The following is a 13,597-nucleotide window of genomic DNA, read 5'->3' as shown; positions in this document are numbered from 1 at the left end:
TTATGACCAATAGAATAGAGACAGGGCGATTTCATCAAAGTTCAAAAATCAAACGATAAGAGTATCTCAACTGTAGAAGAGAGAGTTGATTTATCTGGCAAATTAAAATAGAAAGTGTTAATAATCAGGCACCTACGTTGACCGACGTAGATTATAAAAATCTTAAGAAGGAGCCTGATTGTGTTAGAAAGTACGCGTAAATTTGGAAAAAATCAATATTTGTTTCATTGTTTTCTGTCCATCCGCGATCCACGAGTTGGAGGTCGTTGCACGTATTCACTTTTAACGATACTGATTATTGTTTTATGCGGATTAATATGTGGCTGTGACAGTTGGAAAGCCATGGAGATTTTTGCCAGGTCGCGCAAGCGATGGTTAAGCCAATTTATTGACGTCAGTGAAGGTTTGCCAAGCCATCACACATTGGCACGGGTATTTTCTCTGATTGACCCTTTAGAATTTGAGCGTTGTTTAAGTTCATGGATAGAAGGAATCAGTCAATTTTTTATGGATGAGCTGATTGCGATTGATGGTAAGACGAGTCGCGGCTCCTCTTATCAAAGGGGCCATAAGAAGGCGACCCATCTGGTGAATGCTTACTCCCCACGCTTATCCGCGACGCTTGGAAGCACGGTTACACCTGACAAGTCTAATGAAATAAAGGGGATACCTGTACTACTAAAAGCACTCAATATCAAAGATAAAGTAATAACGATTGATGCAATGGGAACGCAAAAGGGAATTGCCAATTTAATACGTCTCAAACAAGCTCATTATGTGCTTGCTTTAAAAAAGAATCATAAACGCATGCACCGGAAAGTGGATAACCTCTTTCAAAAAGCGGACTCCCTAAATTACAAAGCCATGGTTTTCCAACAGAAAGACACCAATAATTATGACCACAGCCGTTTTGAAGAAAGAACATACACCGTATTACCAGCCATGTACCTTCCTTCCTGCGGTCAACAATGGAAAGATTTAAGCGCCTATATCCGTGTGCAATCCACGCGGCATCTACCCACAGGAGACATTGAAACGGCTACACGTTACTACATGACATCCCTGCCTTATAAAAAACACAACTTAATGCGTCAGGCGATTCGCGACCATTGGAAAATAGAAAATGGCTTACACTATAAGTTGGATGTCGGTATGAACGAAGATCAATGCCCCATATATCGCGGCTATGCAGATAGAAATTTGAGCATTATGCGTAAAATAGTCCTTAAATTATTAACCCAAGATACTTCAAACCAAGATGGCATTGCTTTAAAACGAATGAAAGCTGCCCTTTCTACGCAATATTTGAAAAAAGTGATTGGATTTTGAACTTTGATGAAATCGCCCTGGAATAGAGAATATATCAACTAAAACTTAAGACAAGATTAATTATATTATTATACCGTAGGACAAACCACGGCCTACGCACTTCAATTTTTGACCAAACTGAATAAATATTATAAAAAAAATAATTGTCCCATCCAGCGATGTTTCGTTTTGCCTTTTAATCTTTATAAAACTGCTTAGCCCCACCCACTTTTCTTTAAATTCGGCGCATACATTACATGGAAAACTGTGCATCTTATAGTCTTTTGATTATAAAATTGCTGCCCATATTTTTGTCTAAAAACTTTCACTTTGCATCGTTGCTTCATGCTCGCGGATAAAATCCTGTAATTCCTTCAGTCGAAGAGGAGGACAATAGTAATTTCCCTGAGCATATGGACACCCTAATGATTTTAATAATTCATGCTGTTCTTTCTCTTCCACGCCTTTTTGAATCACTGCGATATTTAATTTTTTGGCGAGTTCTATGATACCGCTAAGCAGAGAGCGTGATTTTTGTTGATGTTCAATGTCATCTAATAATTTTTTATCCAGTTTCAAATAATGAATGGGCAAGGCGGCGAGTCTTGTCAAGGATACCTCCAGACTGCCAAAATTATCCAGACTTAATTTGATTCCATGACGATTAAAAGTATTCAGCTTGCTTATATCTTCTGCACCCGTAGCCATTATATGCTCAGAAATGTCAAGAACAATATGATCGGCACTGATACCGTATTGTTCTATGCTGCTTAACAAAGTGTCCATGAAACGGGCATCACTGATTTGTGTCAGAGATATATTGAGAGATAATTTTATTTTATCCTTGGACATCAGTGTGGAAGCGTATTCAGAAATAGCTTGCTCAACGCTCCATTGACCAATGGTATGAATAGTGCCATTTTGTTCGGCAATAGGTATAAATTCGATAGGAAAAATGAGTCCTTCTTTAGGGTGTAACCATCGTAAAAACGCCTCAAAACCAGACACTTCTGCTGTTTGCATATTGAAATAAGGTTGGTAGGTGACAAACAATTCGTTTTTTGCTGCCGCGGTTATCAGTTCTTTTTTCAAGTATTTCTGACGTCTTTGAGTCAGGCCATGTAGTTGATTTGAGAAAACCGCATATTGATTTTTTCCTGATCTTTTCGCCTGATACATGGCAATATCGGCTTGTTTCAACAAGTTACTGGCATTGGTTGCTGAATCGGGAAAAAACGAGATCCCTATGCTACAGGTCACATCGAGGCTGTAATCACCAAATTGAAAAGGTTTAGCCAGCACATCATTAATCTTTTCAGCCACAATGGTGGCGGATTCATTGGGATTGTTGCATAACATAATGATAAATTCATCTCCACCAAGCCTGGCAATAAAATCATTTTCTCTTAAGCATCTCTGCATTCGCTTGGTGGCGATTTTTAAAAGACGATCGCCCACAGGATGCCCTAATGTATCATTGATAATTTTAAAATTATCAATATCAATAAGTAATAAAGCGAGCTTTTCATGGTTTGCTATATGAATCAGCAATTTCTCTTCAAAATATTGCCTGTTGGCAATTTGTGTAAGAGCATCATATCTTGCCAGATTTAAAATGTTTTGCTGGGCATTTTTTAAGTTGGTGATGTCTGTTCCGTAAAGATTGATTTGATTGAAATCTGAGATCCAGACTAAGGTGAGTAAATAAGTTTTGTTTTGTACAGTTATCTCTTCCGTGATGATTTGACCTGTGTCTCGTGCTTTCATGATGCTATTTAAGATTTTTGCTGGTGGACTCGAGTTACCAGCTTGCCAGTGATTAAGGATCTCTTTGCCTTTATGATTAGCAAATATAACTTCTCCGTCAGTGTGCATGCGCATAACAGGATTTGGATCTTGTTTAGGGATACTGGCTAAAAACTGTAATTCTTTCTGATACAGAAGTTTTTCTATTTCAAGACCGATTCGATCCAGAAAAAGGCGAAATAGAGTGTCATTCAAATCACTCACGGGTATAGCTTTTTCTGCAATCAAAGTTAATAACCCGACTACTTTATTCTGGGCATTCGTGATTGGACCGCCAATATAAGACTCGGCATTGAGCTCTTGAAGCAAATGATCTTTGGGGAATTTTTCCTGCACATGTCCAGGATAATGACAGATTTTTTGTTTTTTACGGGCGATTTCACAGGGCGTGTTTTCTAATGAATACGATATATTACCTGTTTTTTTTCCTTCATGATAATAACTGACAGAACGAGCAATTTTTTTATTTTCAACCAGACTGACCATAGCATGGTCAGCATCAAAAACACGATTGGCCAATAGCAAAATCTCATCAATAATCTCAGTAATTTTTTCATAATTACTGATTTTAGCCAAAGACCATAAAACCCACTCTGTTAATTTAAGCTGAAGAATATCCTGCAATTGAGCAATATAGACGAGTTCATCATTAAATGAAGTTTGGCTTAAGACAATGTTTAAAGCCAGAACCGGTTTATCCTCTTTTTTCTCAACCCAGGTAAATTGCTGTGGAAGACCTTCTTTGACGGATCTGAAATAACGTCTTGCACGTACAAAAAGGCGTTTTTTGGCAAAACTATCTAAATTCAATTGAGACCATAATGATTGCTCGACAAGTGGCTTTGGCGAAGAGGAAAACAGTCGTGCGGCCTCATTACTGATGGCAATGATTTTGCCGTGCTCATTAAAGACTATAGCGGCTTCGTGGCATTTATTTATCCTTTGTATGAGTGGGAGATTCAAGTCAGTAACCTTTTCGAAATGGTTGAAAGTGGCCTTATTTTTCTTTTTTTTCATATCTCAGCTATATATTTTAATTATACTATAGCAATAATTTTGTGTTTTTGTAGAAAAGCTAAACTTATTCAATCAACGACCGACAATAGAGTAACAAGCTACAGAAAAGCATCAAAAGGGCAAATATTGCTCATGAAGAAAGCATGCTGAGGAGCGCTGGAATGAAACGGATAATGTTAATGATATCGTTTATATTGTTGGTCTCGACAGCCAATGCCGCCTATTATGGCACGGAGCTTTGTGCTTATCCTCAATACGAATGTGTTAAGGTTGGGAAAGGCCAAAACTGGACAAAAATGTTTCCCGATCCTGCTCAAAGAGATTTGGTGCAACGTTTAAATCGTACTTACAATTCGATATGGTATGGCAAAGTCATTGTTGTGCCGAAAAATCTGGAAAATCTTACCATTTTTGATATTTCACCCTTCCCACTTAAACTCGATAAGGCTCATGAAAAGCAAATTATCGTTGATCAGGATAAATTAGCCTGGGCAGCTTATGATGCCAGTGGAAACTTAGTGAAATGGGGTCCCATTTCTTCCGGTAGAGATAAGTGTGTCGACAGCAATGGTTCATGCCGCACCATTACAGGCATTTTCCGTATGTTCAGCAAAGAGAATCAACATTGCCGCTCTAATACTTTTGATAATGCAAGAATGCCCTATTGCATGTATTTTTACAAAGGTTTTGCCTTACATGGATCCAATGATATTCCCGGAGTTCGTGCCAGCCATGGTTGTGTGCGCATCTTCACCGACGATGCCAAATGGTTAAATCACCATTTTGTTGAGCTATCCAATGAAAGTAATAACCACTTAGGAACCAAGGTTATTGTACGTCCAATAACGCTTAGAGAGAAAAACCGATGAAAACACTAAAAAATAAGAAAACAGGTTGCTTGCTTGGGGTTGTAGCTTGGATATTGATAGCCGGAGGAACGTACGCTGAGGAAAAAGAAGATGATCGATTCCCTTTAGGTTGTCATGATACAGGATATAAAAAACAGCTGCGTATTTTAACCTTGCTGCCGGGGGCAGCAGGTGAGCGAAATTCAATGTATTTTATCTACAATAAGCTGCCTGAGTCGGTTAATCTGTATCATATGCATGATGATGAGCAACATTTTAATGTTTATCTTAATCACAAACTTTCTTCCAAACGATGGGCGGTATTTTCCACGAATGAGAAGAAAGTCAAGTTTATTTGTACGGTAGCCGATCGTCATCTGGATTATGGAAAAATTATTGACTGCAATGATGCTTTGGCCGTTTGTGAGTATACAAAGGTTAAATTTGGCTTAAATAATCGCGGTAATCTCTGGATTGTTAACGGCAACACAAAAAATGGCGCTATAAGAGAAGTTGTTCGGTATGGGATTATACCTGCCTATTAATCTCTATTGCATTTTAACGAAGTGAAAAATGATGAGAGGGGCAGTTTATGGATAGGGGAACTTCATGAACATTTATAAACCTTGGATTTATATTCTTGCTGTTTCATTAGGCCAGTATTCTTACGCAAAAACAGATTATGATGCCTATCGTCTGGGTCATTATGATAAAGCCTTTGAGACACTTGACATGAAGTCGGGCAAAGATCCTGTGGCAGATTATTATTTGGGAAAACTGTATTTGTATGGTTATGGACAGTTAAGAAATGAGAGCCTTGCCATTCGTTTTTTTAAAAAATCAGCTGAAAAAGGGTATTTGCCGGCACAATTGTTCATGGGCAAATATTATTTACAGATTAAGAATAATCCTGAGAAGGCCTTTGTCTGGTTTAAAAAAGCAGCCGATCAAAATGATTTATCCGCACAAATGTTTGTAGCCGCTTCCTATCTTTATGGCTTTGGAACCAAGAAAAATCCGGGCCTGGCAAGACGTTATTATATCGAGGCGGCTAAAAAGGATAATCCCATTGCCCAATACACTTTGGCGGAGCATTTTTTAGAAAGCCGGTCTTCTTCAAATCATCGTCTGGCTGTGATTTGGCTAAAAAAAGCCGCTAATGAGGGCAATAGTTTTAAAGCACAGACTCTTTTGGGGGAATTGTATGCAAATGGTCGTTATGTTTCCCGTGATCTGTCAGTGGCTAAGGATTATCTTGATAAAGCTGTTTCCCAGGGTTTTGTTCCGGCAATGGTTGTTTTAGGTGACATTGCTTTAAAAGAAAAAAAGCCGGAAGAAGCTGAGAGCTGGTATCAAAAAGCGGCAAACCAAAAAAACGCCAATGCCCAATTCAAGCTGGCACAGTTGTATCTTGATAAAAAAAGCTCTTTATATAATGAAAAAAAAGGGTTTTTATGGATGCTGAATGCTGCTCTTTCCGGTCTTTTAGAAGCTCAGAAAGAAGTGGCCGCATTGTATAAAAAAGGTATAGGAACAGATGTTAATGAACCACTGAGCGAGCAATGGCTGAAAAAGGCTGAAAACACAGCAAAGAAAGATGAAGAATTAAACGCGAAAGTGCAGGTGGCTCGCTGGCTGTCAAATGATGCGAGTGATACCTTAAATTTGCCTCAGTATCAGGCTACGGGAATTTATACCGCCTGGAAGAATGATGCCTCTTTGCGCGATACAATTTATAATCAATCACCACAAATAGAAGAATTTGGCCGCAAGATTTTGTTTAAGCCTCAATTTGTTTTAACTCAGCCCAATGAAGTACCGCTTCATGATTATTATGATGCCCTGGTCAGAACAATATATAAGGCAAAAGCCTCTGAATGGACTTATCCCGAATATCCATTAAGCAAGCATCTGGAGGCAGAATTATTAGCGAACAGTTATGTGGTATATCATTCCGATTTGACGCTTCCCTTTGCCGACATCTATACCCTTCCAAAGCAGAAAAGTTCAAAAATAGATTGGTTTTCATACTGGCTGCCTGATGATACAAAGGAGCGAAACTTTTTATCCCTTTTTAATGAAATGTACGATCAGGCCATTTTGGGTAATTCAAAAGCACAATTTCATATTGGTCAAATGTTCCAATACGGTTTAGGCGTTATGCAAAGTGATCATCAGGCCATTGTGTTTTATGAAAAAGCAGCTATGCAGCAACACTTGCCTGCTCAGTATTCGCTGGCTGTATTGTACTTAAAACAGAAAGAAGATCCTGAATTATACACTCAAGGGGTAAAATGGCTAAGGGATACCGCTTTTAAAGGGAATCGTTATGCGCAGTATGTCATGTCCAAAATTTTAAAAGGAAACGCTGATCCTCATAAAACCGTTCAAGCTCATCAAGAGCAAGCCACCTCAATGTTATACCTTTCTGCAGCCAATGGTTATGGACCTGCACAATATGAACTGGCTGAAAAGCTGACTCATGATAAAAACGTCAGCTTGTCTGTGGTCAAACAAACCAAGCGAAGGGCCTTAATTCGACGCTTATATCAGGAGGCAGCAAAACAAGGTGTCGTTGAAGCTTTATTACCTCTTGCCTTTTTCAATGCGATGGAAAAAGATCCTGTTCTGCAGAAAAAAGCGTATCGTATTGCAAAACATCAAGCCGATTTAGGCAATCCTGAAGCTGCTTTATTATTAGGTCTATTATATGATCGCGGGATAGGTGTTCCCGCTGACCAGAAGAAAGCTTTAGAGTGGCTTGAGAAATCCGGTGCCAATGTGGTCAGCCGCTTTGTTGTCGGAACTTATCTCAGTGAAGGAAAAGGAATTGCAAAGAATGAGGAAAAGGGCCAACAATTATTGAGGCAAGCCGCTTCGGAATCCTTTTCTTATGCTGACCTTAATCTGGCCGTTTTGGCGGAACAATCTCATAAAGAATTTTTACCCGCTCTGATTAAGGCTTATCAGTTAGGAAATAGCAAAGCTGGATTGCTACTGGCTGATTATACATTGGCATCGGAGGATAGTTTTGAAAGTTTACAAAGAGCACGTACTATTTATAGTGGCCTGGCAGAAAAAGGCGATCAGTTTGCTCAACTAAAATTGGCCTATATGTATGACAAGGGCATCGGCGCTTCAGAAAATCCCCAATTGGCTCAGCAATGGTATTTGGCTTCGGCTGAACAAGGCAATACCCTGGCTCAGTATCAATTGGGACAACTCTATCAATCCGGCAGGTTATCGCAACCGGATTATGCAAAAGCGCTGGCCTGGTATGAAAAAGCCTCCCAAAAATCTCCTGAGGCCTTTGTTGCCATGGGCTTTATTTATGAAACGGTGGAGGATCAGTACGTCAAGGCAATCCAAGCTTATCAGAAGGCCGCAGAAGAAGGTAATGCACTGGGAGCCTATAATCTTGGTTTAATGTATGAATATGGAAAGGGAACTGAGGTGAACAACCTTCAGGCAAAAAAATACTATCAGGAAGCGGCTGACAAAGAAATGCCCTCAGCCATGACCCAACTCGCGGGATTATATTTTAATGGTGCCGGCACACAACGAGACGCTCAAAAAGCCTTGGCCTGGTACAAAAAGGCGGCGGCTTTGGGCGATGATAAAGCTTTATATCAATTAGGCTTGTTGTCAGAAACCGGTTTAGCAACCAGGTTAAGTTATTCCGATGCCATCCATTATTATCAACAGGCAGCCGAGAAGGGAAATGAAAAAGCAATGATTGCTTTGGCAAGGATGTATCAATATGGTCTGGGTGTTGAAAAAGATATTTCTAAAGCCAGGCAATGGTATGAACAGCTGGCACTTCGTCATAATGGTTATGCACAATACCAATTGGCTACCTTTTACCTGGAAGGTCTTGAGGGTGAATCAATGATAGATAAAGGGCGCCAACTGCTAAAACGTGCCAGTGAGAACGGTAACATGGAGGCACGCCAGCTATTAAGGTCAATTCAAGCACAGTCTCAGGAAAAAATCAGCTATATTGAGCCGGCTTTAATGAATCAGGTTCCGGTGCTCACCAGTCAGCCTGCTGATTTAATTTATTTTGATGCGCTGGCTGAATGGAATCGAGGGGATGAAACCTTGTCCAGAATGATACTTCAACGTTTGATGATAAAATTTCCCCACTATATGCCAGCAAAACGTGCTTATGAGCAGTTGAATAAATCAGACAGTGGTGTGCTGTCTATGGTGAGCCTGAATCCATGAACATCAGGCTTCTTTCAAAACGCCATTGCAAAGAAGAAAGGCTTTTGTCTGATGTTTGAAAAGCTGAGGCGCCTGCGATAATATAACTGCAGTATAGTTATTTTGTGAGCAGGCAGCATGAGTTTAACAATGGAAGAATTAAGGCACAGGGTAACTCTTACGTGTCAATCCTTGCAGCAGGAAGTCGAAAAATGGCTTAATCAACAAGCCGATGCCTCTTCTTATATGGACTGGTTACAAGTCATTAAAGCCGATGGCCTTGATGCCATGACAGAAATGCTCGAGCAGTATCAGATTCCTGTGATGCGGGAAAAGGTGGTTGAAGAGCTATACGGAACCGTTCTTTATCACAGCAATGCATTTCAATCCCCACCCTATATTCTTTCGAGCGATTCCGAAAACAGTGTTCTGAAAAAATTATGCTTATTTATTAATATGTTGGAAAAATTATTTCTTTTGCAAGGTTTGTTAAATTTACCTCTGAACAAACATCATTTTCAGTGTTTAGAACTGGTTAAAGTTATGGGGGATAACATACGTACGGAACTATCTTTGATGGATGAACCTAATGAGACTGATATCCAGGATTATCGTCGTCGATTGTCTATAGCCCAAAAGAAACTGAAACAGGGAATGGACAAGAACACCACGGCTTTCCATAGCTATCGAGAAGAATTTCAATACGCTACTCATGTTTTTGCCAATACCGTTGGTGAACTGGCCACATTTTTCGCTAAATGTTATGTTTTGGAGAAAGATGATCGTTATGTAACCAGTTTTCGCTACTATCTTCCCTGGCATGCACTGCTCATTCGAATCGCAGCTTCTTTTTTTGGTGTAAACCAGGTGTATGGTTCTTATCCTGATACTCTGGTGATCTTGCCAGATGCTCAAACCGAGCTCGTTAGTGATTATGAGAATAATTTAAAAGCCCAATTGGAACACATAGAAAGAGATTATCAGCAATGCTTGGGCGAGGCTCAACAATCCCTCAAACAAGCAGAGAACTCAGGCTTTTTTAAGGATTTTACAAAAAATAATTCACGCAATCTGGCATTGTATTTTCTCATGAATAAGAGCTTTGCCAATAACAGCCCAGAAACACGCTATGAGCATGAGGTGTCCGATTCTCCATATAACTTCCAATAGTCCCTGCTTTCATCTCCTGGAGAGAGAAAAACACCTAATTTATAGTTGAACGTTACGTTATGCATAGCGTCTCTTGCACTTGTTTGTATGTGCTATAATGTATTTTGAAGTGCATTAATAGCTCACTTATGACAAATATATTACAATTTATTTTCAATAGCATACAGTCAGGATGTACCCACATAATTATTGGGGAAACGCATGGTAGCCAAAGTGGCCTTAGAGCTTTGGCAGAAATTGCAAGTCAATTACGTTATATAAAACAACAAACAGGAAAGAATATAGTTGTTTTAAGTGAATCTTTACCCGCCATCTCACAGACTGAGTCAGTTTCATTTTCCACAAACACTTTTAATGCTTATAAAGGTAAGAAATCGTTTGATTGGGAAGATGCTGAGGTTATGTCCGTAAACTGCTGTAAATTCAGGTTGACTTTTTAGGAGTGGAGTCATCGCTAAAATTCGGTACTATTGAGTTGTGAAAAACAATAACTATCGAAGGAGATTAGCGATGACGGATTACAATATTACAGTTGGAAAGGAATTGCTTCCAGAACTTTTATCAAGCCAGGATGGGCTCGCAAAGCTTGTTGAAGGTGTATTGAATCAGGTATTGGAGGCACAGGTGTCAGAAAGTCTGGGAGCAGACAAGCATGAACGTTCAGGTGAACGTATAGGCTATCGTAACGGTTACCGTCCAAGACAACTATACACTCGTGTGGGACCAGTCACTCTTCAAGTGCCGCAGACACGTGATGGCTCTTTTTCTACCGATATTTTTAAGCGCTATCAACGCAGTGAGCAGGCTTTTGTATTGGCTCTGATGGAAATGGTTGTTAATGGCGTATCAACCAGAAAAGTTAATAACATTACTGAAGAACTTTGCGGTGCTAGTTTTTCAAAGTCAACCGTCAGTCAACTGTGTTCTGGTCTTGATGCAAGAGTCAGAGCCTTCAACGAGCGTCGGTTTGATGGTGACAACTACCCATTTATCATGGTTGATGCGATGTTTATCAAGTGTCGTGATGGTGACAGAGTCGTGTCTCGAGCAGCCTTGACCATCTCGGGTATCAGAAGTGATGGCTACCGTGAAATACTGGGCCTTCGCATTGGTGACACTGAGAGCTATGCTACATGGGATGAAGCGTTTAAATGGCTAAAATCTCGTGGGCTAAAAGGCGTGATGTATGTTGTGTCAGACCAGCATGCAGGGCTTGTGGAAGCGGCTAGAAAGCACTTTCAAGGTGCAACCTGGCAACGATGCCAAGTTCACTTGATGCGCAACATCCTCGGGCACTGCTCTGTCAGACACCGCAAAGATGTTGCTGAAAAGGCAAAGCTTGTTTTTCAGGCACCTGATATGGAAGAAGCCAGGCGTAGACGCGATGATTTTATTGATGCCTTTGAGAAAAAAGCACCAAAATCAGTTACCTGCCTTGAGGAGGCTTTTGACGATGCCATGGTAGTTATGGCGTTGCCGGAGAAATACAGGAAGCGACTTCGCACCACCAACATGCAAGAGCGAATTAACGAGGAAATCAGGCGCCGAGAACGAGTGATAAGGATATTTCCTAATGATGATTCTGCATGGCGGCTGATTGGCGCTTTATTAGCTGAACAAAACGAGCAGTGGCAATCAAGGCGTTATCTTAATATGGACGAATTTAATGACTGGCTGGCTGAGAATGAAGCCGGAAAGTCTAATGTTGTAGGGATGAATGCTTTGACTAAATAACGTACTAACTTGATAGGCTGAATTAATGGGAATTTACAGCACTTTTTGGACTTGACCGATGCTGAAATTTTACATCATCATGGTATAGGGGTTTTTGGTTTAGAAAACCATCAAACAAACCCGGCTTTGAACTGCAAAACAAAAGAAGACATTGACGCTTTTTTGTTAGAGTTAGATGAAGAGTTATACCACAATTTTATACAGCGCTATGTCAAGGATAAGCCGCCTCTGGATTTTGAACTTTACTCTCTGTATGCAATGGTAATGTATAACAATTCTATATACAGAACGACCATCCCAAATGAAATTTTTTGTCAATATATTGCACAAATCCCTGATGATACAATCTGCATCGTCTCCTGCGGGGCTGCTCATATTCCAGCAGCATTTCTTGAAAGTCAAATCATTGATACAGGTATTGAAAGTCGGTTGAATGATTTTGGAAATGCTATATCTGCTTACATTACGATCTTTGATCGTAAGTCTATGGATTTATACACTCCGAAAAATGAGGGCGGATTATTATATGAATCAATTGATCATGTAATACGACCAACTGATAATAATATTGCTCATGTTATATTAAAAACTTTACAAGAAAACATTTTAAAAATACAAAAAAGCAAGCATAGAAACTCAAGTTCAAATCTAAAAAAATTGAATGCGCTGTTACTTTTAGACAACTTGATAAATCAAGAAATTGTCTATGAAACTTCTCAATATGATACAGTAAATGATTTATTTGATGCCTGGCTTGAAAAAAATATCAGACTCAATGATAAAGATTATTTTGTAAAAGATATTATCCAAAAGAAAAGCAATCGTTTTTTTAATAAAAACAATCCTATAAAAAATATGGTACTAAATTTAAGAGCCGAATTTGGAGAAATGAACCTGCAAGATAAGATTGATTTAGACCAAGGTCTGGTATATGGGTAGTTTCTCAGGGCAGTTCTTATAGCTTATCACCGGCAGTAAACTTATAGTAAGAGAGCAACCGCCTGCTTTGAACGGCCCTATTTGGTCCATCTTGAACGAAAATAAGCCTTTAGAATGCTTCCAGGGTTATCTGCCTTATATGACATAAAAAAAACCGAGCCGTGTAAGACCGGCCCGGATTTTTTTGGACTTAGAGCGACGGAAAAACGGTTTAAGCAGCCATTGCCTTGATTTTGGCGACAAGACGGCTTTTAATACGGGCAGCTTTGTTTTTATGTAAAAGGCCTTTGCCGGCAGCTTTGTCAATGACAGGCTGGGCTTTAGCGTAGGCCGAACGAGCCGCTTCCTGATCACCAGCTTCAACAGCATTGATAACATGCTTAATATAAGTGCGGTACATGGAACGTGCACTTGCATTGTGTTTGCGCAATTTTTCATTTTGGCGGGCGCGCTTTATAGCTGATTTAATATTTGCCACTTAAAAATCTCCACTCGTTGAGAAACAACAAAAGATCCTAATCATGCACAATGCATTAGAATTTGTCAATCTTTCTTATGCAAATGTGGTT

At 39.7% G+C, this 13,597-nt stretch carries 9 protein-coding genes; 7 read left to right on the top strand and 2 right to left on the bottom strand.

What is annotated here, in order from left to right; translation table 11 throughout:
• Positions 1 to 180: 180 nt before the first annotated feature.
• Positions 181 to 1,329 (top strand): ISAs1 family transposase, encoded by a 1,149-nt coding sequence (locus tag E4T55_RS05100; RefSeq protein ID WP_115325366.1) that lies wholly within the window; start codon positions 181 to 183, stop codon positions 1,327 to 1,329.
• A gap of 294 nt (positions 1,330 to 1,623) precedes the next feature.
• Here E4T55_RS05100 and E4T55_RS05095 read toward each other — a convergent pair whose 3' ends face one another.
• Positions 1,624 to 4,131, bottom strand: a complete 2,508-nt coding sequence (locus E4T55_RS05095; protein ID WP_058502730.1) for an EAL domain-containing protein — start codon at positions 4,129 to 4,131, stop codon at positions 1,624 to 1,626.
• Between the two features lie 161 nt (positions 4,132 to 4,292).
• Between E4T55_RS05095 and E4T55_RS05090 the strand changes: the two genes are divergently transcribed.
• The 6 genes from E4T55_RS05090 (at position 4,293) to E4T55_RS05065 (ending at position 13,028) form a co-directional block, all read left to right on the top strand.
• Entirely contained in the window at positions 4,293 to 5,000 is a 708-nt protein-coding gene (locus tag E4T55_RS05090; RefSeq protein ID WP_058502729.1) for a L,D-transpeptidase, read from the top strand.
• On the top strand, positions 4,997 to 5,524 hold the full coding sequence (locus E4T55_RS05085) for a hypothetical protein (protein ID WP_058502728.1): 528 nt from the start codon (positions 4,997 to 4,999) through the stop codon (positions 5,522 to 5,524). The genes E4T55_RS05090 and E4T55_RS05085 overlap by 4 nt, the downstream gene beginning before the upstream one ends.
• A gap of 64 nt (positions 5,525 to 5,588) precedes the next feature.
• Positions 5,589 to 9,206, top strand: coding sequence for an SEL1-like repeat protein (locus E4T55_RS05080; protein ID WP_058502727.1), 3,618 nt, complete (start codon positions 5,589 to 5,591; stop codon positions 9,204 to 9,206).
• A 117-nt stretch (positions 9,207 to 9,323) separates the two neighbouring features.
• Positions 9,324 to 10,355 (top strand): hypothetical protein, encoded by a 1,032-nt coding sequence (locus tag E4T55_RS05075; RefSeq protein WP_131780769.1) that lies wholly within the window; start codon positions 9,324 to 9,326, stop codon positions 10,353 to 10,355.
• A 510-nt stretch (positions 10,356 to 10,865) separates the two neighbouring features.
• Positions 10,866 to 12,089 (top strand): IS256 family transposase, encoded by a 1,224-nt coding sequence (locus E4T55_RS05070; protein ID WP_115325208.1) that lies wholly within the window; start codon positions 10,866 to 10,868, stop codon positions 12,087 to 12,089.
• A gap of 51 nt (positions 12,090 to 12,140) precedes the next feature.
• Positions 12,141 to 13,028 (top strand): hypothetical protein, encoded by an 888-nt coding sequence (locus E4T55_RS05065; RefSeq protein ID WP_058501774.1) that lies wholly within the window; start codon positions 12,141 to 12,143, stop codon positions 13,026 to 13,028.
• Between the two features lie 211 nt (positions 13,029 to 13,239).
• Here the strand turns inward: E4T55_RS05065 and rpsT are convergent, their stop codons facing one another.
• Complete coding sequence (gene rpsT / locus E4T55_RS05060; protein WP_058501773.1) at positions 13,240 to 13,506, bottom strand: 30S ribosomal protein S20; 267 nt, start codon at positions 13,504 to 13,506, stop codon at positions 13,240 to 13,242.
• Positions 13,507 to 13,597: the final 91 nt, after the last annotated feature.

This window comes from Legionella israelensis (assembly GCF_004571175.1).
Classification (GTDB): domain Bacteria; phylum Pseudomonadota; class Gammaproteobacteria; order Legionellales; family Legionellaceae; genus Legionella_D; species Legionella_D israelensis.
This window is presented reverse-complemented; position numbering and strand designations above follow the sequence as displayed.

Bases quoted from the DNA above. Each gene is read 5' to 3' on its own strand.
- E4T55_RS05095 (WP_058502730.1), bottom strand. From the start codon at position 4,131: ATGAAAAAAAAGAAAAATAAGGCCACTTTCAACCATTTCGAAAAGGTT.
- E4T55_RS05070 (WP_115325208.1), top strand. From the start codon at position 10,866: ATGACGGATTACAATATTACAGTTGGAAAGGAATTGCTTCCAGAACTT.
- E4T55_RS05090 (WP_058502729.1), top strand. From the start codon at position 4,293: ATGAAACGGATAATGTTAATGATATCGTTTATATTGTTGGTCTCGACA.
- E4T55_RS05085 (WP_058502728.1), top strand. From the start codon at position 4,997: ATGAAAACACTAAAAAATAAGAAAACAGGTTGCTTGCTTGGGGTTGTA.
- E4T55_RS05075 (WP_131780769.1), top strand. From the start codon at position 9,324: ATGAGTTTAACAATGGAAGAATTAAGGCACAGGGTAACTCTTACGTGT.
- E4T55_RS05080 (WP_058502727.1), top strand. From the start codon at position 5,589: ATGAACATTTATAAACCTTGGATTTATATTCTTGCTGTTTCATTAGGC.